The sequence below is a fragment of the Dyella kyungheensis genome, assembly GCF_049913195.1.
GTDB classification, from domain to species: domain Bacteria; phylum Pseudomonadota; class Gammaproteobacteria; order Xanthomonadales; family Rhodanobacteraceae; genus Dyella; species Dyella kyungheensis.
Window position 1 is genome coordinate 66,432 of the sequence record NZ_CP183983.1, and the last position, 25,195, is coordinate 91,626.

At 61.9% G+C, this 25,195-nt stretch carries 8 protein-coding genes; 4 read left to right on the top strand and 4 right to left on the bottom strand.

Annotation, left to right across the window (positions count from 1 at the left end):
- Positions 1 to 36: 36 nt before the first annotated feature.
- Positions 37 to 834, bottom strand: coding sequence for an undecaprenyl-diphosphate phosphatase (locus ACN9MB_RS00305; protein WP_204634873.1), 798 nt, complete (start codon positions 832 to 834; stop codon positions 37 to 39).
- A 323-nt stretch (positions 835 to 1,157) separates the two neighbouring features.
- On the opposite strand from ACN9MB_RS00305, the gene glnA reads away from it, so the two are divergent.
- On the top strand, positions 1,158 to 2,573 hold the full coding sequence (glnA, locus tag ACN9MB_RS00310; RefSeq protein ID WP_426270372.1) for a type I glutamate--ammonia ligase: 1,416 nt from the start codon (positions 1,158 to 1,160) through the stop codon (positions 2,571 to 2,573).
- A 97-nt stretch (positions 2,574 to 2,670) separates the two neighbouring features.
- A complete protein-coding gene (locus ACN9MB_RS00315) occupies positions 2,671 to 4,002 on the top strand; it encodes a hypothetical protein (RefSeq protein ID WP_426270373.1) in 1,332 nt (443 codons plus the stop codon).
- A gap of 9 nt (positions 4,003 to 4,011) precedes the next feature.
- Here ACN9MB_RS00315 and ACN9MB_RS00320 read toward each other — a convergent pair whose 3' ends face one another.
- Both ACN9MB_RS00320 and ACN9MB_RS00325 read right to left on the bottom strand, forming a co-directional pair.
- Entirely contained in the window at positions 4,012 to 5,154 is a 1,143-nt protein-coding gene (locus ACN9MB_RS00320) for a M23 family metallopeptidase (protein WP_426270374.1), read from the bottom strand.
- A gap of 148 nt (positions 5,155 to 5,302) precedes the next feature.
- Complete coding sequence (locus ACN9MB_RS00325) at positions 5,303 to 6,862, bottom strand: GH39 family glycosyl hydrolase (protein WP_426270375.1); 1,560 nt, start codon at positions 6,860 to 6,862, stop codon at positions 5,303 to 5,305.
- Between the two features lie 170 nt (positions 6,863 to 7,032).
- Here ACN9MB_RS00325 and ACN9MB_RS00330 point away from each other — a divergent pair, with 170 nt between their 5' ends.
- The gene (locus ACN9MB_RS00330) at positions 7,033 to 8,895 is read left to right on the top strand and encodes a family 43 glycosylhydrolase (RefSeq protein ID WP_426270376.1); all 1,863 of its coding nucleotides are present in this window, start codon (positions 7,033 to 7,035) and stop codon (positions 8,893 to 8,895) included.
- Here the strand turns inward: ACN9MB_RS00330 and ACN9MB_RS00335 are convergent, their stop codons facing one another.
- The gene (locus ACN9MB_RS00335; RefSeq protein WP_426270377.1) at positions 8,896 to 10,275 is read right to left on the bottom strand and encodes an FUSC family protein; all 1,380 of its coding nucleotides are present in this window, start codon (positions 10,273 to 10,275) and stop codon (positions 8,896 to 8,898) included.
- Positions 10,276 to 10,860: 585 nt separating this feature from the next.
- Here ACN9MB_RS00335 and ACN9MB_RS00340 point away from each other — a divergent pair.
- On the top strand, positions 10,861 to 25,188 hold the full coding sequence (locus ACN9MB_RS00340) for a LysM peptidoglycan-binding domain-containing protein (RefSeq protein ID WP_426270378.1): 14,328 nt from the start codon (positions 10,861 to 10,863) through the stop codon (positions 25,186 to 25,188).
- The last annotated feature ends 7 nt before the right edge of the window (positions 25,189 to 25,195 follow it).

A 25,195-nucleotide genomic window follows, 5' to 3' on the forward strand; every position in this document is an offset into this window, starting at 1 on the left:
AGGTCAGTGTGCCGACATCATCCTCGCACGGTTTGCTCAGGCACCCGCGGGGATCAACAACAGCAGGGCGATGCCCAGCACGATGCGGTAGATCGCGAACGGCGTGAAACGATGGCTGCGGATATAGCCAAGCAGCCACTTCACCGCCACGAAGGCGACGATGGCCGACACCACGAAGCCGATGCCGAAGGCCGTCCAGTCCTCGTGGTGCGCGCCGCCATCCTTGAGCACTTTCAGCAGCTCGTAGCCAGTCGCGGCATACATGGTGGGGATGCCGACGAGGAACGCGAACTCCGTCGCCGCGGCGCGGTTGCTGGTACCAAAGAGCATCGCCGTAAAAATGGTGGCGGCCGAACGCGAGGTGCCCGGGAAGATGCCTGCGATCATCTGCGCGATGCCGACCAGGATCGCGACGCGCCACGTTACCTGCGTGCGATCGGGCTGGCGGGCGGCGAGGCGCTCGGCCGCAAGCATCCAGATGCCGCCGATCACCAACGCCCACGCCACCGGCGTCACCGCTTCGGGCAGCTTGAAGCCGAGCTTCACCGCGATGAAGCCGAGCACCGCCGTGATCATGAAGGCGACGAACAGTTTGGCGAGATAGTCGCGGTTGGCCGGGTCACGCCACTGCGTGAACAACTGCCAGATGCGACCCCAGTAGATGAAGGTCACCGCCAGGATCGCGCCCGCCTGGATGCCCACGTTGAACAGGTCCGAGCGCTGACCCAGGCCGAACTTCTCAGCGATCAGCAGGTGGCCCGTGCTGGAAATCGGGAGAAACTCGGTGATGCCTTCGATGATGCCAAGCAGGATGACGTTGATGATGTCGCTCACGGAGACTCCGGCGGTGAGGTCGGCCCCGGTTCCATACCGAAGCAAAGCGGCATAGCTTAAGGGACTGCCGTGGCGTTTTTGGGGCGCGTTGTATCCGGTGTGGCTGATTCCGATGCACGGCAAATCCTACAAAAGCGGGCAGCCCACGGCGGTCAGACTTGCACCAGAATGGTGCTTATAGATGTTTCATCATTGTGCAATCAAGTGGCGTCACCATCGATTTGCAGTAATTAAGCCATTGATATAAAAAGATCATTCCCCTTGGCACGCGGCTTGCTCAGACGCCTGTCGATTACTCACCTTTTCGCCCGTCGAGGTTGTCCATGTCGTCCCCCGTCCAGAAAGTGCTCGATCTGATCCAGGAACACGAAGTCGAATTCGTCGACTTCCGCTTCGCCGACATGCTCGGCAAGCACCACCACGTGACGTTCCCGGCCCATGCCATCGACGAGGGCACGTTCGAGGACGGCAAGATGTTCGACGGCTCGTCGATCGCCGGCTGGAAGGGCATCAACGAGTCGGACATGGTGCTGATGCCCGATCCGGACACCGCCTACCTCGATCCGTTCAGCCAGCACACCCAGATGATCCTGCACTGCGACGTGCTCGAGCCGTCGACCATGCAGGCCTACGGCCGCGACCCGCGTTCCATCGCCAAGCGCGGTGAGGCATTCCTCAAGTCCACCGGCATCGCCGACACGGCGTTCTTCGGTCCGGAGCCGGAATTCTTCATCTTCGATTCCGTGCGCTGGCAGAACGACATGGGCCGCGTGTTCTACGAAATCGGTTCCGAAGAAGCCGCCTGGAGCTCGCGCTACAAGTACGACGACAACAACACCGGTCACCGTCCGGGCGTGAAGGGCGGCTACTTCCCGGTCAGCCCGGTCGACTCGCTGGGCGACCTGCGCGCCGACATGTGCAAGGTGCTCGAGTCGCTCGGCCAGGTCGTTGAAGTGCATCACCACGAAGTGGCGAATGCCGGCCAGTGCGAGATCGGCGTGAAGTTCAACACGCTGGTGAAGAAGGCCGACGAACTGATGACCATGAAGTACGTCATCAAGAACGTCGCCCACCAGAACGGCAAGACCGTCACCTTCATGCCCAAGCCGATCGTCGGCGACAACGGCAGCGGCATGCACGTGCACCAGTCGCTGGCGAAGGACGGCAACAACATGTTCGCGGGCGACCTGTACGGCGGCCTGTCGCAGACGGCGCTGTGGTACATCGGCGGCATCTTCAAGCACGCCAAGGCCATCAACGCGTTCGCCAACTCCACCACCAACAGCTACAAGCGCCTGGTGCCGGGCTTCGAAGCGCCGGTGATGCTGGCCTATTCGGCCCGCAACCGTTCGGCCAGCTGCCGCATTCCGTACGTGTCGAGCCCGAAGGGCCGTCGCATCGAAGTGCGCTTCCCCGATCCGATGAACTCCGGCTACCTGGTGTTCACCGCGCTGATGATGGCCGGCCTCGACGGCATCATCAACAAGATCGACCCGGGCGCACCGGCCGACAAGGATTTGTACGACCTGCCGCCGGAAGAAGAGAAGAACATCCCGCAGGTCTGCTCCAGCCTGGACGAAGCGCTCAATGCGCTCGACCAGGACCGCGACTTCCTCAAGGCCGGCGGTGTGTTCACCGACGACTTCATCGATGCGTACATCGCGCTGAAGATGCAGGAAGTGACCCGCTACCGCGCCAGCACGCATCCGCTGGAGTTCCAGATGTACTACGCGCTCTGATCGCAAGTTTCCGCGATACACAGAGAGACGACGGGCGCTTCGGCGCCCTTCGTTTTTCTGTGGCTAGAATGCGTGCAGGGACAAAAGGGGAACATGCATGCATCGCGCGCTGAAGGGAGTGCTGTGGGCGGTCGTTGGATTGGTCGCCGCCGTGGTGGCGGCGTTTGCGTGGGGGCGCCTGCGCCCGCCGACGCAGGAGCAGGCCAAGGCACTGGCCGTGTTGGAGGCGGATAGCAAACCGCCGCAGGGACGTAATGCTTACCCGTGGCTTTGGTTTGCGGATTTCGACGTGCCGGCCGATCAGCTCGATGCGGCGTATGCGAAGGATCACCAGCGTGTACTGGCGTGGGAGTCGAACTTCAAACCGGGAGCCAACAGTGCCGATCCCATACCCACGCCGAAAGCCGATTTTCCCGCGCTCCCCAAAATGTCCCAGGCGGATCGCGACGTACTGTGCAATTGGCGCGAAGCCGATTGCCTGGACAAAGTTCGAGCACATCGCGATGTTGTGAACGAGGTGCTGGCGCGCCATCGGCAACGGCTCGTGCGCGACGAAGCGTTGAGTGGTTTCGATCACGTGTGGACCGAGATGCCGTTGAATCCCATGGCATCGATCCCAGCCTTCAGTGCGTCCAGGGGACTATGGCAAACCGCGATCGCCGCAACCTTCCTCGATGGACATCCAGCACAAGCCATGGAGGCCGCCTGCACGCAGGTGGCGACCATGCGTCGACTGCACGCGCACAGCAACACGCTGGTCAGCACGTTGATTTTCGCTGCGCGGTTGCGTGGCGCCGTACAGCTGTTCGTGCAGCTGTTGGCGGCGTCTCCGGCCGATGAACCTCTGCCCGCATCCTGTGCGGCTGCATTTGTGCCGGTGACGGACGCGGATGTCGATCTTTGCCCGAGCATTCGCGCGGAATTTACCCTGGTGGGATCGCCCGAGATCTTCGGAAAGCAGGAACACTGGTACGACGGCCTGAGCCTCAATACAAAAGCGACACGACGCATGTTGGCACCACGTTACGGCGCCCTATGCAACACGTCGCTGCTACAGAGATTGCTTTCGGATGAACGCGTGGCGATGCCGACTGCTGCGCCAGGCTTCGACATCTTCGACCTGATATCCAATAGCGCAGGCACTATCCTGTCCCGTATTCCCGGGCCCGCCTTCGATCCGTACCTCGCACGCCAACAGGATGCCGCGGCTAGCCTTCGCATGGGTGCCTTGATGATCTGGTTGCGGGAGACGCGCGACCACGGCGTGTCCTTGCAGCAACGCTTGGCTGCACGTCCCGCGTGGATGCATTTTGCAACCAGCCGGCACGTCGAGGTCACGGCTGACGGCAAGAGTATTCACATGGATGTGTGGAACAACGATACGTCTAACCCATGGCCCACGGCCTGGCCGCTCCCAGCGGGGCTCTAGGACAAACCTTCAACGGCTGTTGCCGAAGTCCACCACGGAAAGCGGTGCGGGAAAGCCCTCGCCGCTGGTGGCTGGTGTTGTGGGCGTCCACGGCTTGCCCTGGGCGAAGTCCTCGATCGATGCATAGGCGCCAAGCACGCGGAACGACTTCAGCGCATACGGCAACCCTTCCGCAGCCAGCGGCGCGTTGGCATCGCTGACATGGAAATGCAGATGCGGGCCGGTGGATTCGCCGGTGAAACCCAGTTGCCCAATCACCTCACCGCGATGCACGTGCTGGCCGGCTTTCACGCGAATGCTGCCCGGCCTGAGATGTTCGTAGAACGCATAGCGTCCATCGCCCAGATCCAGAGCCACGTAGTTGCCGGCGGCATTTTCCAGCGGCACTTTGTGGGCGGCACCTTCCGCAAGCGTTGCCGGTTCGGCGATGCCTTCACCCGTCGATGCCACCGTGGCATCGGCGACCGCCATCACGTCGGCGGCATAGCCGAACCACTGTTTGGGCAACTCGCCCTTGTCCTTGGCGAAGCCGCCGTGCGGTCCGAGCAGAATCCAGTCGATGGCAAAGCGGCCAGGCACTTTGACGCTGCCGTCGGTGGTGTAGAGCACACGGCGATGGCCGCGCTCCCAACGCGCATCGTAGATCGCGACCCAGGGACCGCCACGCAGCGGTGGTCCGAGTTGCAGCAGGGGGCGGCCGGAGGGCGTGACAACGCCGCCTTCGGCGATCAGATCCGAATCCGCATGGCCGGCGTAAACCACCCGATGGCGCAGACGCACGCTGCTGGTATCAGTGAGAGGCACGGAGAGATAGGCCACCGCCGTCATCCCCGGCGCCATGCGCAGGCGCTCGTCACCCTTGGCGCGGTCGGCCCTGCCGATGGCTGCGATGAGGGCGGCGCCGGACAGGCCGGCAAGCACGTGCTGCTGCTCGTCGATCACCTCGATGCGCTGGATCGTCAGCGCCTCCTGCGCCTCATTGGTGAGATGCAGTTCGTAGACCAGCGACGTCTTGCCCGCGACGACCACCGGTTCCGGCATCCACGGCACCCGCAAGTCGAAGGACTGATACACCGGCGCACGCTGCGCCAGGGCCGCCTGGGCGGCCAGCATCGAAAGCAGTACGAGAAAGACGCCGCGCCAGAAACGCATGGGAGGAATCCATGGTGGATAGCAGCGTGAGCTTTGATCTGCGGAAGGTGGGGCGCCAATGCCAGAGGTCACTGCGCCCGGTGAAGCGAAGAAAAGCAGCGTGCGACGCCACCACGAGGGGATGGCGACGTCACACGCTCGTTGGCGGTCAGTGCAGTTCCACCACCACCAGACCCTGCGGCGGGATGTCGATGCTCAGACGGCCGTTCTGCAGTGCGACCTGTTCCGGAGCAGCGAGCTTGCCCGCCTCACGTAGCTGAGTGATCTGTTCGCGGCTCGGGGTTGCGGGGCGGCCCATCTTGTCGAAGGCGGCCACGGCGTTACCGTGATCCTGGTCCAGGCGCCACACCGTGGCCTGGGTGGCCTTGCCCAGATGCTTCAGGTCCACATCGAAGTGCTTGGCGTCGCCCGTCGGCACGCCCGGCGTGTAATCGGCGGTGTCGCCCAGCGGCTTGGTGTAGTTCCACAGCGCCAGCACCACGGTGCCGTCGGCGCGGCGGGTGGCCAGCGCGCTCTCGGTCTTCAGCGGCAGCTGCGTATCGCCCAGCTTGTGCAGCATGGCGAACGCGTTGAAGGCCGGCTTCTCGATGCGATCGGCGGCGATCAGGCCAAAGCCGCCGTAGAACGGGGTCTTCACCACGCCCTGTTCGTCGAACACATCGGAGAACGACCAGTAGCTCATCATGTCCACCTTGCCCGCGCATTCGCGGATGGTGTTGGCCATCCACGGGCCCATGTAGACCGTGTCGGTGACATTGGGCAGGTTGGCGTACGAGGCGTTGTATTCGCTGTAGATCAGCGGCAGCTTCGGGAACGGCGAGGCGCCGATCTCCTTGTGTGACCGGTCCACGGCGCGGCAGACCATGTCGCGGCGGGGGATGTTCTCGTTGGTCTTGAACACGTTGTCCGCGGTGTCGTCGCCGTACACGTGCGTGCTGACGAAATCGATCGGCGCGCCGCTCTGCTTCACGTGCTTGAGGAAGTCCGGCAGCCACGCGGCCTGCGCGGTGGCGGGGCCACCGATGCGGAACTGCTTGTCGACCGATTTCACCGTACGCGCGGTGCGGTCATACAGCTCGTAATAGGTGTCTTTCTCGGGCTTGCCGCCCCAGAACGCGAGATTGGGTTCGTTCCACACTTCGAAGTACCAGCTGCGCACTTCCTCGACGCCGTAGCGCTCGATCTCGTGCTGCAGGAAGGCGCGCACCAGCGCATCCCATTCGGCCGGGTCCTTCGGCGGCATCACGTTGGGGTGATACCAGAAGTCGTGATGGCTGTCCGGCTGGGTGCTCATTTCCGGCGGCATGAAGCCCAGCTCCACGAACGGCTTGACGCCACGCGCGAGCAGGCCGTCGTACACCTGGTCCACATAGCTGAAATTGAATTGCAGCTTGCCCTGCGCATCGCGATAAGCCACGCCCATGTCGCGGTCGAAGATGCCGTGGAAGCGGATGTAGGTGAAACCGGTGGCGCCCTTTACCGCTTCGAGATCCTTGCGGTAATCGTCGCGCAGCGCGAGCACGGCGCGGCCGGAGCCAAACATGTTTTCCCAGAAGTGCGGCAGCGGCGTGCCCTTGGCAGCGGCGTCCACCTGCAGTTGCACCGAGTCGTTGCCGGCGGGCGCCGCATGCACCGAGCCAAGGAGGGCGAGGCAAGCCGCTGCGCAGGTGCGCAGGGCAAGGCGGCGGAGCGGCAACGGGCTAGTCATGACGATTCCTTCGAGCAACGGGGAAGTGGGTTGGCCGGCCGTGTTTGGGCGGCTACGATGTAAACGTTTACGCGACTGGTCACGGAGTCTCTTACAGACCGGCCCACGTGATCAATAAGGGAAGTTCACAGAATCCGGAGCTGCTGCGCCGCAGCATGGTAGGCGAGTCTATGTCACGTCCTATTCGTACGGCCTTTGTTCCCCTCCAGCGTGCCGCTCTTTGCTGCATGGCATTGCTGGCCGCCACCACCGCTACGGGCGCCATGGCGGCGCCGCAGACGTGGACCAACCCGCTCGACATCGACTACCGCTACAACTTCGAGCAGATGAACGAGGGCATTTCCTACCGCACCGGCGCCGACCCGGCGATGGTCCGCTACGGCGACGCCTACTACCTGTTCATGACCATGGCCGACGGCTACTGGCACTCCAGTGACCTGGTGCACTGGGACTTCGTCAAGCCCGACCACTGGCCGTTCGACAGCGAAGTGGCGCCGGCGACGCTGGTCGCGGACGGCAAGCTGTTCCTGATGCAATCGGCCACCGATCCGCGCCCGCTGATGGTCTCCACCGATCCGGCGCACGGCCGCTGGCAGTTCTGGACGCGATTGCTGCCGCCGGTTCCCGGCGCGGTATCCAGTGCAGGCGAGTGGGCGATCAAGCCCGGCGAACTGCCGCCGGGTCCGTGGGATCCCGCGCTGTTCCAGGACGACGACGGCAAGGTCTATCTCTACTGGGACTCGTCGAACGTGTATCCGCTGTACGGCGCGCAGCTGGACATGAAGTTTGCCGAGGCGTCGGAAGGCGAGGGCAAGCGGCTGGCCTTCCTCACGCGTCCGCAACCGCTGCTTCAGCTCGATCCCGCCGAGCACGGCTGGGAACGCTTCGGCCAGGACCACACTGACAATGTCACGAAGCCCTTCCTCGAAGGCGCCTGGATGAACCGCCACGGCAACCGCTACTACCTGCAGTACGCGGCGCCGGGCACCGAATACAACGTCTACGGTACCGGCGTCGTCGTGGGCGACGCGCCGCTCGGTCCGTTCCACTACGCACCGTACAACCCCATCGGCGAGAAGCCGGGCGGTTTCGTCACCGGCGTGGGCCACGGTTCCACGTTTGAAGATGCGCACGGCAACATGTGGAACACCGGCACCTCATGGATAGGCGCCAACTGGACCTTCGAACGACGCATCGGGCTCTATCCGTCGGGTTTCCATACGGACGGCCAAATGTGGATCGACACGCGCTTCGGCGATTTCCCGCATCGCATGCCCGACCATGCACTGAAGGAAGGCGAGGACACCTTCACTGGATGGATGCTGCTGTCGTATCACAAGAAGGCCACGGCTTCGTCGTCGCTGCCCGATCATCCGGCCTCGACCACCACGGACGAAAATCCGCGCACGTTCTGGGTCGCCGCGAACAACACGGCCGGCCAGACGCTCACGGTCGATCTGGGCGGCGAGCGCACGGTGCGCGCCGTGCAGGTGAACTTCGCGGACTATCGATCCGGCCGCTACGGCGATGCGCCCGACATCGTGACCCAATTCGTGCTGGAAGGATCGCGCGACGGCACGCACTGGAGCACGCTGGCCGATCTGTCGCACGAAACACGCGATCGCGCCAACGCCTATGTCGAACTCGATCAGGCGGCACGCGTGCGCTACGTGCGCTATGTCCACAAGCACGTGGGTGCACACACGCTGGCCATTTCGGATCTGCGCGTGTTCGGCAATGCCGATGGTGCGCTACCCGCCGCGCCGACCCTGGTGTCGGCCAAGCGAATGAGCGACACGCGCGACGCCGAGATCGTGTGGACGCCGGTGCCCGGTGCCGTGGGCTACAACGTGCGTTGGGGCCTGGCCGCCGATCGCCTGCACTCCACCTATCAACGCTTCGCCGATCAGCCGACGCGCCTGCTGCTGCACTCGTTGAACAAGGGCGTGGATTACGTTGTGGCGGTGGAAGCGTTCGATGAGCACGGCGTATCGGTTCTTTCGGCCGTGAAGAGCCTGCCCGCGGGCGAGTGATCAGCCTTCCAGCGTCTGGCGCAGCTGCTGCAAGGCCGGCAGCAGCGCCTCGGGCTGGCGCAGCGACTTGCGCGCGGCGCCAATGGCCTGGCGCACGCGTCCTGGCGTTTCTCCGCGCACGATCACATCGATCACCGGGGTACGGCAGGCCAGCAGCGTGTCCACCCAGTCGGCCGGTTGCAACGTCCGGAAACGGTGCGTGAACCGACGCGCGGCGCGGAACGGCGCGGCCATGTCTTCCAGTTCGTCCAGCGTCCTGGCCACGCGTGCGGGCAGGCGCTCGGCGGTGGCCGGGTCGGTCGCTTCCGCCATGGCGGCCAGCGCGTCGGCCAGCCTTCGACGCAGCACATCGCTGGAACGCACCGGCAACACCCACCATGCCGAGGCCAGGCCAATCGCGGCGCCAATCACGATCTCTTCGAGCCGCAACCACAACAGCGTGCCCGGCGGCTGCGGCTCAAAGCCTTGCAGCAGTGCCAGTGCCAGCGTGACGAACAGCGCCCACCACGCATAACCCAGCGGACGCAGCCACACGCCGAAGAACAGTGCCACGAGAATCAGCACGCCCGTCGTCGATGGATTGGCACCGGTGTGGATCGTCAACGACATCGCCAGCACCGTGCCCACTGCGGCACCCGCGACGCGCAGTCCGCTCTTGTAGGCCACATCCAGTCGCCCTCGATTGCCGCTGTTGACGATGAAGGCCGTCAACACGATCCACGCCCAGCGCTCCTTGAAGAACAGGTAACCGACCACGAACGACAGCGCCAGCGCCACGGCCATCTGGATGGCCATACGCGTGCTGGCGACAGGCCGCATGCCGCCCTCCTGCGCGGGCGCTGCAGGCGCATGCTCCAGCGCGCGCACCGGCGGCAACAAACGCATTCGACGCGCAAGCAGGTGGAAGACCGTGACCCACAGCAGCGAAAGCAGCGCCACGGCCACCGGCACAAGTACAGCGGGGAGCACGCCGTTCGACGATGCGCGGATATGCGGCAGCGTCAACAACGTCACGAACGGAAGAGCGATCAGGCGTCCCGCGCGACGCGCCATCGAGCCGAACCGACGCAACCAGATGGAGAGAAACATGCCAGCCACGAAGGCCAGCGCACCCACCCATGGCGTGTGACGCAGCAACAGACCCACGCCCATCGACACGAAGCCGACCAGCGGCAACACGACGACAGCTTCCAGCCGCCCACGCAGATCGCGATCCATATGGCTGCGCGACAACGACAGACTCAAGACCACCGCCAACACCGCTGAACCGCCGCCCGGCGCGATCTCAAGCGTGCAAAGCAGCGTGGCCAGCGCCGCCAGCATGGTCACCACCGCTTCCACCAGCGGCTGCAACAGGACCGACCCGCGCGACCGAGCCATGCGAATCCATGCGGGCAGAGCGTCGGTCATAGGGACTGGGATGGGCCGTGTGAGGGCGCCACTATAGATCGACAGGCGAAGGTTAAGAAGGCGCGCAACTCGCGGCAAAGATTCTCGGTCTAGCATCTTCAGCACCGACGGCCTCGACTATCTGACCGACAACATCGGCAACCTAGAGTTCGTCGAGCGTCTGGACGGCTATAGTTGTTCTGGCCGGAAGAGCGACCGGATGTGATTCGCGAGCAGGCGCTCAGGCTATGGAAGACCGACTGACTTGCGGTCTTCATCGCTCTATAGGGGGGCGCTCGGAAGGATTCAGAGGAAACAACGTTTCGAAAGAACATCATGGTGCGCAAGTTTTCGCGCGACATGCTTTGCGCATTTGACGTCGCAGCAATACGGACCATGACGTCCACTGAGATCAAGAAGTTTTTGCGGATTATCTTGGGCAAATGAGTTACGTGTCGTGCAAATTTTCGAAAAGTGATTCGATGCAGGTCTTTCCTAAACTTTTTCCGCGAGTCCTGGATTAGTCCTAGTAAGAGGTGCGCCACGGTGGCCGCCTCCAACTTTGGGAGCAGGGCGATGGTGGCAGTGATCAGCGGGAACGGTCTGGGCCTGGGTAACACGTCGTTGACGCAGTTGGGTCTGGCGCAAGGCGGCGCGGCAAACCTGGGTCAGGCGGCTAACGGTGCTTACGTCAACACCGCCACCGGCAACCTGGTTCTGCAGAGCAACGACGAAGGCCTGCTGTTCGACGGCCTGCCGCTGAACGTGCTCCGCACCTACAACAGCTTGGGCCAGCTCAACGGCAACGACGGCTGGAGCTACGGTTTCAGTCGCAACGTGAGCGGCCTGACTGGAACGCGCGACACCGCCGGCAGCACCATTACCCGCATCAACGACGACGGCTCCGCGGTCGTCTACACCTACAACACCAGCTTGGGCCTTTACACCAGCACCGACCAAAGCGGTACGGTGGACACCTTAAGCTGGGACGCCACCTCGTCCACCTGGACCTGGACCGACACGGCCGACAACCAGCAAGAAACTTACGATGCTATCGGCGAGCTCACCACGCTGACCGACACCAGCACCGGCGCCAGCTACAGCTTCAGCTACAGCAACGGCCAGTTGAGCCAGATCGTAGCTGGCGACGGTGACACCCTGATCTTCGGCTACAACACCAGCAGCCAGCTGATCAGCCTGTCGATCCAAGAAGTGCCGCCCGGGCAGACCGGCGCGGTGACGCGCCAAATGGTGAGCTACGGCTACGACAGCCAGGGCCGCTTAAGCACCGTCGCCACCACGCTGGGCTCGGACACCGACAGCACCAGCAACAGTTACACCACGACCTATACGTATCAGGACACCACCGATCTGGTGGCCTCGGTGACGCAAAGCGACGGCACTACGGTCAGCTACTCTTATACGCAAGATACCCAAGGTGCGTATCAAGTCACTGGCATTACCACCGGCACCGGCGCGGCGGCGCAAAGCCTCACCCTGAACTACGGCACCGACAACACCACTGTCACCGACGGCCTGGGGAATGCCACCCAGTACCAGTACAACGCGAGCGGGGAGCTGACTGCGGTGATTGCCCCGGCGATCAACGGCTCCTCCCCGACCAGCACCTATACCTACGACGCCAATGGCAACCTGTTAACCAGCACCGATCCAGACGCCAACGTCACGAGCTATAGCTACGATGCCAACGGCAATCTCTTGAGTGTGGAGGATGGCGCGGGCAATACCGTCAGCTACACGTACGATGCCAACAACCAGGTCACCAGTCAGACCACCTACACCGCACCGGCACAAGGCGAGGTGGGGCAGAGCGGTTATGTCGCCCCCAGTGACGCCCAGACCACCTATTACGTATATAACGCCAACAACCAATTGGCCTACACCATCGATCCGCTGGGCAACGTCAGCGAGAACGACTACATCGCGATCGATGGCCTGAGCGAACTGATCAGCAGTCGTCAGTACCTGGGCGCAACCTACAGCACCAGCGGAGGCAGCCCGAGTAGTCCGCCGAGCCTGGCTGCACTGCAAAGCTGGGTAGCCAGCAGCGCGGTGCAGACCACGCTAAGCCAAGGCACACGCATCGACTACAGCTACGATGTGCGCGGTCAGTTGGCCACACAAACGCAGTACGACACGGTCAACAGCAGTGGCACCGGTGTGCAGACCCTCGGCACGGTGATCACCACGACCACCTACGACGCACAAGGGCGTCTCCTGCAAACCAGCACCGAGAGCGGCGCCAACCGCACGACCTTGCAGATCACCAACTACATCTACGACGGCCTGGGTCGTTTGATCGGCAAGACCGATCCGCTGGGCAATGTCACCAGTTACGTGTACACCGACAACGGCAGCAACGACACATTGGTGATCACCCAGGCCAACGGTCTGATCACCACCCAGGTGCGCAACAGCGCAGGGCAGGTACTCGGCCATACGCAATCGGCCAGCGGCCAGGCCAGCCGCGCGACGAGCTACCTGTACAACGCTGACGGCGAGCAAGTCGCGGCGATCGATCCTAGCGGTGCGGTGACCTACACGTTCTACAACGCCGATGGCGAGGTCAGTGGCACCGTCGATGGCGACGGCAATGTCACGGCGTATACCCACGATGCCGATGGTCGTGTCATAAGCACCACGCAGTACGCGACGCCCAATACAACGGTAAGCACATGGATCAGCGGTGGCGGACTCACCGCCAGCTATCCGGTAAGCCTGCCAGTCCCCACCAGTACCGCGAACGATCGCACGACCACGTCTATCTACAACGAGGCGGGTCAAGTGGTTGCCACGATTGATCCCGCCGGCAACGTAACCACCACGACTTACAACGCCGTGGACGATGTGCTTTCCACGACGCAATATGCCAGCGCGCTCACTACGACACAACGCAGTGCGCTGGGCGGCTATCCCACGTTGGCCGCGTTGCAAGTCGATCTGGCCGCCAATGCGAATAACCGCGCCACGCTGACTATTTACGACGCCGACGGTCATGCGGTCGCCACGATCGATGCGGCCGGCAATGTCATCGTGACGACCTATAACGCGGCGGGCGAGGCGGTGCTCAGCACGACGTATGCGACGGCCCTGACAAGCAGCCAGCTCAGCAGCTTGGGCGACGCACCGACGCTTGCAGCACTGCAGGCCGATATCACGACCAGCACACAAGACCAGACGACACGCAATTACTACGACGATGACGGACGCGTAGTAGCCGGGATCGACGCGGACGGATATCTCACCACGACGGCGTACGACGAGACCACCGATATCACGACGACCACGCGTTATGCGACGGCGCTCACCAGTAGCCAGCTCAGTGCCCTGAACGGTACCGAGAGCGTGGCCGCGTTGGTGGGCTTTCTAGCTAGCGACACCGCCAATGAGCAGAGCAGCGTCAGCACCGACGGCGATGGCGAGGTGACCAGTCGTACGGCCGCCGATGGCACAGTGACCACCTACACCTACAACGGTGTCGGCCAGGTGTTGAGCACCATCGTCACGCCGACCAGCGGGCAGGGCACTGCCCGCACCACGAGTGCGACCTACGATGCCTTCGGTAACGAACTCACCGCCACCGATGCGGCGGGTGCGACCACTACGTACGTGTACAACGCGCAGGGTCGGCCCATCGAAGCTACCGATGCGGATGGCAATAGCACGTGGTCCTACTACGACGCCGACGGCCACCTGCTCTATACCGTGCAGGGTCAGCCCAGCGGCAGCACGCTCAACGCGGTGGGCAATGTCACGGCGTATGCGTACAACGCCTTCGGTGAAATGGTCAGCAAGACCACTTATGCGGCATCACTGACGCTGAGCACTGGTAGCAGCAGCGGAAGCACACTCAATCCCACCGGGGCGACGAGTGCACAGGTCGCCACCGCCATCGCTGCGCTCAGCGCTGTGATGGGCGACGCCAGCCGCGTTACCTCAACGACATACACCACCGTTGGCCAAGTCGCCACCGTGACCGATGGCGATGGTTACGAAACGGCCACCAGCTACGACGCCTTCGGCGATGCAATCCAGGTCCAGCAACAATTAAGCCAACCGGGCAGTGCGCTGAGTGCCAGCAACAGCACGATCACGGATGTCACCTACGACAACCGTGGCGAGCAGATCGGCGCGACGCAGGCCGTCGGCACTGCGGTCGCACAAACCGGCTCCCAGACCTACGATGCGTTCGGCCGTGTGACCAGCCGCACCGATGGTAACGGCAACACAATCACCTACAGCTACGACAACCTGGGTCGTCAGGTCTCGACCAGCCAAACGGTGCAGGGCAGTGGGCGCACCACGCAAACCACCTACGATGCCTTCGGCAACGTGTTGACCGAGACGGATGCGCTGGGCAACACCACCTCGTACAGCTACAGCATCGCCGCCCACGCCACCACCGTCACCACGCCCGATGGCGTGACGATGACCAAGGCGAAGGATGCCTACGGCGATACGGTGAGTGTGACCGATGGTGGCGGTAACTCCACCACCTACACGTACGACGCTGACGGACGCCTGCTCACCACCAAGGATGCACTGGGAAACCTCAGCAGCGACCAGTACGACGCTGAAGGCGACCTGATCCAGACCAGCGATGCCACTGGGCACGTGGTCACCTACACCTATAGCGCCAGCGGTCAGGTGCTGACGAAGACGGTCGATCCCAATGGACTAAACCTAACCACTCGCTACAACCTCGATGCACAAGGCCGGCAACTGAGCGTGACCGACCCGACGGGTGCGGTCACGACGTCCACCTACGACGCCGACGGCAACGTGCTCACGCGGACCAATGCGCTGGGCAGCATCACCACGTATACGTATGACGGCGGTGGCAAGACGCTGACCGTCACCAGCGGCGCTGGTACCGGTGCGGCGATCACCACGCAATATGTTTACGACAACCTGGAGCGCCTGAGTCAAACGATCGTCGACCCGGGTCAGCTCAATCTCACCACCACGTACAGCTACGACGCCGATAGCAACCTAATTGCCAAGACGGATGCCAACGGCAACGTCACGCAATACGTGTACGACCAGGCCGGCGAGCAGATCTTTGCGATCGATCCGACCGGTGCGGTGACGAAAAACACCTACGATGCCGACGGCAGGCTCACTGCCACGCGTGGCTACGCAACTCCCCTCAGCGCCAGCCAACTGAGTGCGCTCGGCAGTGCGCCGACGATCGCGGCAGTGACCGCAGATCTCGCGCCCAGCGCCTCGGATCACTACACGCAGAATGTCTACAACACCGAAGGTCAGGTGGTCTATCAGCTCAGCGGTAGCGCGCTCGACGTCACGCAGTACATCTACGACAATGCGGGGCAGGTGACGCAGACGCGCCAATACGCCACCGCTTTGTCGGGCACCACCGTCAGCACCACCGCGACCGCCGCGACGATCGCCAGCCTGGTCACGCCCAGCAGCAGCGACCTCCTCACCACGACCGTCTACAACGCCGATGGCGAAGCGGTGTATGCGATCGACGGCGCGGGCGGCGTCACACAAACGACCTACGATGCCTCCGGCCGCGTTACTCAAACGAAGGCCTATGCCACTGCGCTCACCGGCGCTCAGCTCTCCAGCCTGGGCGGTACACCGACCTCGGCACAGATCGCGGCGCTGATCACCTCCAGCACGAACGATCGCACGACATACGCCAGTTACAACAATGCCGGCGAGACGATCTACACGGTCAACGCCGCCGGCGCAGTGATGCTGACCACCTACGATGCGGATGGTCGGGTCACCAGCACGGATGCCTACGCCACGCCATTGAGTAGTGCGCAGCTGGCCACGCTGGACAGCGCGCCCACCTCCGCACAAATCGCGGCGCTCGTGACATCCGGCAGCAGCGATCAGATCAGCTACAACGTCTATGACAGCGCGGGAGAGTTGCGTTACAGCATCAACCCGATGGGTTATGTGACGGAGAACCGTTACAACGCGACGGGGCAGGTGACCGAAACGCTCGCCTACGCCAATCCGGTGAGCACGGCGAGTGAAGCGGGTGCATTGCAAGCCGGTACGGCGCTCGGCTGGCTCGACATGCAAGTGGGCGGCACGACGGGGAGCAACCCGGACAGCACCGCCGAAGCCACGTTGAACCTGTACGACGCGGCGGGTCGCGTTGCCTTTGTGGTGCGGCAGAACGGCACGGCGGGGCAAGTGACTGGCTACACCTATGATGCGAATGGCAACGTACTCAGCCAGACGGCGTATGGCAGCACGCTGACGATCAGCACGGGCACATCGCTGAGTGCGCAGTTCACCACCGCGAGTGTGGCCAGTGCGATGGCGGCATTTACGAACAGGGAGATCAATTACACCGTCTACGACGGCGACAACCGTGCGATCTACACGATCAATGCGCTCAATGGCGTCACCCAGAATAACTACGACGGCGTGGGGCGGTTGATCGGAACGCAGCAGTACGCCAATGCGATCACCTTGCCTGGCACGATCAGCGCCACGACGATCGCAGCCGCTGTCACTTCAGCAGGTGGTTCTACGGGTGAGCGCCTCACCAGTGTGACCTACAACAGTCTGGACCAGGTGTTGACCACCAGCGATGCGTTGGGGGTGAACGCCACCTACACCTACAACGCGCTAGGCGAGAAGGTCAGCTACGCCAATCGCGATGGCGATGTCTGGAATTACAGCTACGACAGTGCCGGTCGTCTGGTCCAAACCCAGAGCCCGTCCGTCACCGTGACCACCTACAACGGTACGTTGCAGACCGGCGCGAACCAGAATCTGTACACCACCACTACCTACGATGCGTTCGGCGATGTGCTCAGCACGATTCAGGGTTACGGCAGCAGCGCCAACGCCATCATCAACGTCAGCACAACGTCCTACGTCTATAACACGCTGGGCATGCGCACCCAGATCATCAATGCCCTGGGTGACAGCAGCACCACCATCTACAATGCCCTGGGTCAAGCGGTTGTCAACACGGATGCCAACGACAATCACACTTACAACGTGTACAACGTCGACGGCCAATTGATCGATAGCATTGATGGCAACGGCTACATCACGGCATACACCTACGACGCCTACGGCAACGTCATCACCACCACGCAATATGCCGCCGCGCTTAACACCAGCGCGATCACCGGCTGGAGCGCTGGGCAGCCGCTGAGTGCGGCGCAACTGCAGCAGGGGTTGGTCCCATCAAGCAGTGATCGTACGACCACAACCGCGTACAACCAGCTCAATCAGAAGACACAAGTCGTTCAATCGTCGATCGCTTATGTGCTATCGATGGGCGCGCTGGGCGGCGACGTTACCAACGGCTCACCGACCACAACGTACACCTACGACGCGTACGGCAATGTCACCAGCACGTCGCAACTGGTGCAGGGTGCGTATACATCGGGTTCCACGACCACCCCAGCGATATGGGAAACCACCTACAGCTATTACGACGCGCTCAATCGTGCGGTGATGGTGGTGACGCCGACTGGCAGCTATACCAGTCCGCTAGGCTATGTGACCACCAAGGCATACGACGCCTTCGGCATGGTCAGCAGCACCACGCAGTACGCCCAGGCCATCAGCACCATTGGCATCACCGCTGCCACCGCACCGGGATTGCCCAGTGCAGCCACCCAGGCCAGCGGCGCTGATCGCATCACTAGCTATACCTACGATGCGATCGGCCGCGTGCTGACCGAAACCGATACCGGCGGTTATACCTACACCGGCGGCACCGTGGGTCAACTCAACGGCACTGCTGGCTACAGCATTGCCAGCAGTGTCACGAGCTACAGCTATAACGGCCAGAACCAGGTTCTAGCCGAAACCGTTAATGGCGCGACCACCACCACGATCTACGATGCGCTGGGCCGAGTGCTCAGTGTCACGGCGCCGCCACGCCAAGTATTGGTCGGCAATTGGCAATCGATTCTTGAATCCACTCCTGCCGACGACCTTTCCACCGCGGCGCTCTACATCAGCGTCAGCCCGGTAACGAGCTATGGCTACGATGCGTTGGGTGATGCCGTTAGCACCACCACTTCTGCCGGCGGCCTTACTCAGCAGAGCTACGCCACCTACAGCGCGTTGGGACAGCAGACCGAAAGCGTCGATGCCGAAGGCAACGTGCACAGTACGGCGTACGACGCCAACGGCAATGTACTCGCGCGCAGTTATTTGCTGACAGCGGGCGTCACCGTCACCACCACCAATGCGTACGACGCCGACAACCACCTGCTGAGCACGGCGGTGCAGCGTAGCAACGCCAGCAGCCCCGATAGCTACATCCAGCAGAAGTACAACGCCTTCGGCGAGGTGATTGCGAAGGGTGACGGCAACGCCAGCGGCGCCAATGGCGGTTACGAAGTCCAGTACACCTACAACAACGCCGGCCAGCAGACGGGCTCGCCCAATGGCACCACCGGGGCACTCCACAGCTACGGTTACGACCTGGTGGGCAATCTGGTGCTCGATACCAGCACAATCACTGGCGGCAGCGCCACGGTGTTCACCCAGGACACCTACAATCTCAGCAACCAGTCCATCACGCAGCTGACGCCGACGACGGGCGCGGCTTCCGGCGAAAACAGCGCTGCGATCAGCAACAGCTACGACCGCTGGGGCAACGTAATCGCCAGGACCGATGCCAACGGCAACGTCACCACATATAGGTACGACAGCCAGAATCACCTGGTCGAGGAATCCGAAGCCACCGTCTTGGTGGTCTCGGCATCCGGTGTGTACACGTGGATCACACCGACCAAGACATGGAACTACAACATCGATGGCGAGCTGATGCTCAGCGCCGATGAGAACGGAAACCTTACGCAATACACCTATGATGCCGCCGGTAATCAGACCTTGATGGAAGATGGCGCGAGCGCCAAGACCTATACCGCCTATGATGCATTGGGTCGTGCGGCGGCCACCGAAACGCCACCGGTACAGACCGCGACAGCCACGCTCAGCAACATCAAGTACACCACGTATAACAATCTGAACCAGGTGACGGGGCAGGGTTATTTCCTAGTCAACCCCAACGGCACGTCGCGTAGTCCGATATCGCAGGAAGCCTACGTGCTCAATGCCAATGGCGACCGCATTGCCACCTACGACGGTATCGGCAGCGCCTATCTGCAAAATGGCGACACAGCCAATGCCGCCAAGTATGCAATTACCTACACCTACGACAGCCAGCATCGGGTGCTGTCCAGTACCACGCCGTTGAACGAAACGACCACCTACGTCTACGACGTTAACGGCAACCTGATCCACGAAACCGATGCCGACGGCAACACGCAGAGCTGGGTGTACAACGACTTCGGACAGGTACAAAGCCACGTTGACGAAAGCGGGGCCGCCTACAACTACACCTACGACGCCAACTCGGGGCTGATGACCGGGGAAACCAGCAACTGGACGCCGGGCGGCCCGAGTGGCTCCAACACCTCCACGCTCACCTACGGCTATGAAGCCGGCGGTCAGCTGGCCAGCCTGACCGAAGTGCTGACCAGCGGCAGCAGCAGCCAGACCTCCACGTATGGCTACGGTTACGACGCCTACGGCGATGAAACCCTGGAGACGGCGAGCACGTACGACGGCGGCGGCAACTCGGTAAAGACGCAGGTCGTCGTCAGTTACGACAGCCACAACCGCCTGCAGGAAGTGACCGACGAGAACACGTCGGGCAGTACGCCCGTGGCGACGATGCGTACGGCGTATGTATACGACGCCGACGGCAATCGCCGCGCGGTGTTTGCCAGCAGTGCGTACGACCTGCAAGGAACCTCGAGCACACCGGTCAATGCCACGCCGATTCCGCTCGGCACCCATGCCACCGCCAACACGACCGCGCCAAGTCTCGCGTCCGCCCTGGCCAATCAAACGGCAACACTAAGCGGTGCAAGCTTTGCGGCCATGAGCTACAGCACGGCGGCCAACTTCAGCGACCCGCTTGGCATGGGCTTGACCTACACCGCAACAGGTCTGCCGAGCTGGTTGAGCATCAACACCACCACTGGCGTCATCAGCGGCACGCCGCCCACACCCACGGCGCCGGCCAGCTACACCGTCACGGTTACCGGCATGGATGTGCTGGGCTACAGCGTCAGCAGCAGCTTCACGGTGACCGTGCCGACGGTGAGCCCGGTGTTCAACAGCGCACCGGCGGCCCAGACTGCACAACCGGCCGTCGCTTGGAGTTACGTGGCGCCAGCAGCGACCGATGCCAACGGCTACGGTGTGACCTATAGCGCGAGTGGCATGCCCCCGGGCATCAGCTTCAACGCGACCACCCACACGTTCAGCGGCACGCCTTCCACCGGCGGCGCCTATACGGTGACCTATACCGCCACGCCCGGCACCGGTTCCGCCACCACGACCACATTCACGATCACGGTGCCTTACGCCACGCCGGTGTTCAGCGGCGGTGTCAGCAACCAGACCGTGCAACCGGGCACCTCGCTGAATTACCAGGCGCCCGCGGCAACGGATGCCAATGGATATGGCGTCACCTATAGCGCCACCGGTATGCCTCCCGGCATCAGCTTCAATGCAACCACGCGAACGTTCAGCGGCTCTTTGACGGCGAATGGCACGTGGACGGTGACGTACAAGGCCACCCCCAATGCAGGGTCGGGCGCTTCCGTGTCGGAAACATTCAACATCACCGTGCCCACGGTGACGCCGGTGTTCAGCGGTGGCATGGCGAATCAATCGGGCACCGCGACATTGGCAGCGAACGCGTACACCGCACCCGCAGCGACCGATGCCAATGGTGCCAGTATCACGTATAGCGCCAGCGGTCTGCCGCCCGGTATCAGTTTCAATGCCTCGACTCGTGTGTTCAGCGGAACGCCGACCACGGCGGGAACTTACACGGTGACCTACTCCGCTACGGCCAGTACGGGATCCGTTGCCTCGGCCACCTTTACGTTCACTGTGAATGCGGCGTCGCCACCGGTATCCATAGGTGGCCCGAGTCCGGCCAATTTTACCTTTGGCAGATCCGCCACGGCGCAGCCCCTTATCTTCACCAATCCGATGGGGCGTGCGCTTGTCTATTCGATTTCCTGGCCGACGGGAAATATTGTTGCCCACCTCACCATCAATAGCTCGGGTGTACTCGTTTACTCTCCGCCAGCTGTCAATAACGGTGTTGGTGGAGATTACATACTCAGCATCACAGCGACCGATCTGGTCGATGGCTTGTCTGACACACAAAATGTCCAGGTCGTCGTAGCGTCAGGTTCGCAGGCGGCCGTTGTCGTCCAGTCGGCGGCGGTAGCATCCGCCGCTACGCCTGCAGTCATTCCGGCCGCTGCACCCGCGCCGTCGCCCACCCCCAACGTGCAGGCAGACTGGTTCACCTACGACGCCGACAACCGTGTACTGGTGGCCGATGGCAGCCTGCAAGCTGGCAGCATCAACATCAACAACGGCATCAATTCCGGCGCCAACGTCTACGATGCGGCCGGCGACATCATCCAGTACATCTCGCTCAACAGTTCCGGTCAGCAGACGGTTCAAAAGAACTACTACAGCCAACTTGGCCAGCTCTCGATGGTGCAGACGACGGCTCCGGGAGGCACCACCTTCGGCGGCTACGAAAGCCGCAGCTACGATGCCGATGGCCGCCTGGTCCAGGATGTGATCTTCAACGCGCCAGGCAGCGAGGAAACCACTACCTCCGGCAGCTTCAGCGATGCCGGCTGGGTGCGGACCGACACGATCTATACCTACAACGCCGATGGTGAATTGACCGACCAAAGCGAATATGCGGAAGAGTCGGCAGCAAACCTGATCAGTTCCTACGGCAGCAATGTCGCTACCAGCACCTATGCGAACGAAGACAAAGTTGCACCGACCGGTCTGCCAACCGTAGGCGCGACAACGGACGGCCCGGCGTTGTACTTGGTCACGGAAAACAGCTACGTCGCGGGCAGCGGTTATGGCTACGATGCCGATGGCAACGTGCTGGGCTATCACACCATCACCGGTACCGAAGGCACTGTTGCAAATAGCAGCCCAACCGGCGCCACGGTGGGCTATCAGAACGTCTACGTCAGACAGAACGGCCTGTTGTTGAGTACGACCACGCAAGTGGCGGCGTCGGGCAGCAACACCGTTACGACCAGCAACACTTACAACGATCTGGGCGATCTGGCCGTCACCACGGGCCTTGTCAACGGCGTCACGCAAACCCAGGACATGGCGTATACCGCGGGTGGCCAACTCTTGCAAATGAGTACTGCCAGCAGCGGTACTTCCACCTATACGTACTACGCACCCGTGAACGAGCAGCAGTTGGGCAGCGTCACTTCAGCCGGTGCGATCAATGTGCTCAGTACCACCGGTGGCTTCAGCAACAGCAGTAGCGGCACGCAGAGCTATACGGTGCAAGCCGGCGATACGTTGCAGTCCCTGGCGCAGGAAATCTACGGCGACAGCAACTATTACTACATCTTGGCGCAGGCCAACGGACTGTCACCCTCCGCCGCACTATCCGCTGGCATGGTGCTGCATATCCCACAGGTCACGACCTCTGCCAACGCGTACAACACCTATCAGCCGTACTCGACAGGCAGCGACATCAGTGGCGGTGCGGCTGGTCTGGAAACAGCTGCTGCAATCATCGCGACGTCGATCAATGCCATCTTCAACCAGCAATCGACGATAGCGCAGACCGTGGCGCAGATCGAAGCGCAGGCCAAACAGGAAGCGGCGATCCAGCAGCAGATCGAGCAGGAGCTGGCGGAAGCGAACCAGGCCAAGCAAGCCGCAGCGCAGGCCCAGCAAGCGGCGACACAGGCCGCGGCGAATGCCGAGCAAGCTCAGCAACAAGCACAGCAGGCGCAGCAAGCTGCCATGCAGGCCCAGCAACAGGCAAAACAAGCGCAACAACAGGCCCAGCAGGTGCAGCAGCAAGCGAACGGGGTGGCGCAGCAGATCCAGCAAGCCCAGCAGCAAGCGTGGCCGACCGTCGCCCAGGCGGAGCAAGAAGTCGCGCAAGCGAACAAGGCCGTGGATGAGGCAGGGTCGGTTGCTGCCCGGAACGCGGCACTCGCCGCGTTGTCGACACCTGCCATGCTCTACGCCGAAGAAATAACAAATTCAGGCTACTTAGGTTATGGAAAATATATGGGCGAACGTCAGTCCGCCCCCACGTCTGGCGTGTACGGCCCACCGGATGGCCTGCAGGGCGAAGACAGCGATGGAATAGACGTGGTCGACAATCCAAGTAGTGGTGATAGTGGTGATAGTGGTTATGGTGGTGACAGCACCTGGGTCCCCCCAGGTTACAGCCTGGCGACCGGGGGTGATGGAGCGCAGCAGAGCGGCGGGTCGAACGGTAATTTTAGTAGCCTCAATGACGCCTTTGGCGACACCGATGCCAATGACACGGATGGTGCGTGGGCCAATTACAGTCTGGCGACGGCGGATGGCGATCAAACTGGACTCGATCAGGATTGGAATGATCTGGCCAGTCAATATTCGTCACTGGAAACACAAGCCAGCGGCCTGATCGCACAGTCATCCTCACTGCTGACGCAGTCCAGCGACTTCACGTCGCAATATACGTCGCTGCTGCAGCAATCAAGCGATGATCAGACGCAGAGCAGTACGGATCAGAACGACTACAACGCGGCGCAATCGCAGTATGCGGCGTCGCAGGGTCAGCTGAGCCAAGCTCAGGGGACGCTCGCACAGTTGAATAGTGACCTCGGGAATGCGCTGGCAAATAGCGACACTTCCGATGCCGCGATGGGGCAATTCGTGAGTAGTGGTCCGTCTGTCGTTGCTTCTGACTGGCAAACGGTTTACGACACTTTCGGCACCGTGCGTCCGGGTTCTTCGGGAGACTCGAGTAACTCCGTTCAAATGCAGGGCCCTGACAGCTCGAGTTCCCTAATCGGAATTTCCGTCTATCAGGGGCTTGGTGAAGGCATGAGTGGGTATGACCTCGCTACCGCTGGTACGGGGGGAGGAATGACTTCGAGTGACGCTACCTTGTCCTCTGATCCCAACGCTGCAAGTTCTGGACAAAGTGGCCCACAGCTCCTGGGGAATGTCACCAGCCGGAATGGTGAGCAGGACTATATAGAGAATGCCTCAGACTGGACGCAAGGAGCCCTGTCAATTGACTGGGGCACTGGAGCACTGCCATCCATAGGAACCGGGTCCTTTTCGTTCGTGGCCGCTAGCTCAGCTACCATCGTAGATCCGGTGACCGTGACCGTAGATCCGTTGGCTCAGGCGGCTCTTGAATATAGTGGTGGCAAGGACTGGATCGCAGCACTCAGCGCAGGTTCTGATGCCCCAAATTCGAAAGCCGATCTCATCAGGTCCATTGGTGACGTCATTGCGTCGGGGGAGGGAGGTTATGAGTCTTACAACACGGGTCAAAAAGGCGTGCCAGATGGCAGGACTGGTCATAGTTTTTACAGCCGCCCCGCAGGTACCGTGACGGGCAAGACAATTAATGAGATCCTTGCGACGGAATCCCTTCCTGGAACAGATGTAGGGCGGTTCTTCGCGACCGGAAAATATCAAACCACCATTCCCACGCTGCGCCAAGCGGTCGGTGCCATGAATTTGAGCGGTAATGAGTTATACGATGCATCGATGCAGGAGCAAGTATTCGCAGACTTTCTATTTACTAAGGCGGGCAAAGGTGGGTTAGGTAGCTATGTGAATAACGGTGTCGGAACGATCGATGACGCGCAATATGCAGCGGCACACGAATGGGCATCAATTGCTGCACCTGCTGGAATGAAGATTAGTGACGGCCGCATTTCCGATGGGACTCTTTCGTATTACGAGTCAATAAAAAATCACGCAAGTATGACTAGTACGGCAGCTCTGCGAAATTTGTTATCGACCATCGGCAAATAACGGATTC

Bases quoted from the DNA above. Each gene is read 5' to 3' on its own strand.
- glnA (WP_426270372.1), top strand. From the start codon at position 1,158: ATGTCGTCCCCCGTCCAGAAAGTGCTCGATCTGATCCAGGAACACGAA.
- ACN9MB_RS00315 (WP_426270373.1), top strand. From the start codon at position 2,671: ATGCATCGCGCGCTGAAGGGAGTGCTGTGGGCGGTCGTTGGATTGGTC.
- ACN9MB_RS00320 (WP_426270374.1), bottom strand. From the start codon at position 5,154: ATGCGTTTCTGGCGCGGCGTCTTTCTCGTACTGCTTTCGATGCTGGCC.
- ACN9MB_RS00325 (WP_426270375.1), bottom strand. From the start codon at position 6,862: ATGACTAGCCCGTTGCCGCTCCGCCGCCTTGCCCTGCGCACCTGCGCA.
- ACN9MB_RS00330 (WP_426270376.1), top strand. From the start codon at position 7,033: ATGTCACGTCCTATTCGTACGGCCTTTGTTCCCCTCCAGCGTGCCGCT.
- ACN9MB_RS00335 (WP_426270377.1), bottom strand. From the start codon at position 10,275: ATGGCTCGGTCGCGCGGGTCGGTCCTGTTGCAGCCGCTGGTGGAAGCG.
- ACN9MB_RS00340 (WP_426270378.1), top strand. From the start codon at position 10,861: ATGGTGGCAGTGATCAGCGGGAACGGTCTGGGCCTGGGTAACACGTCG.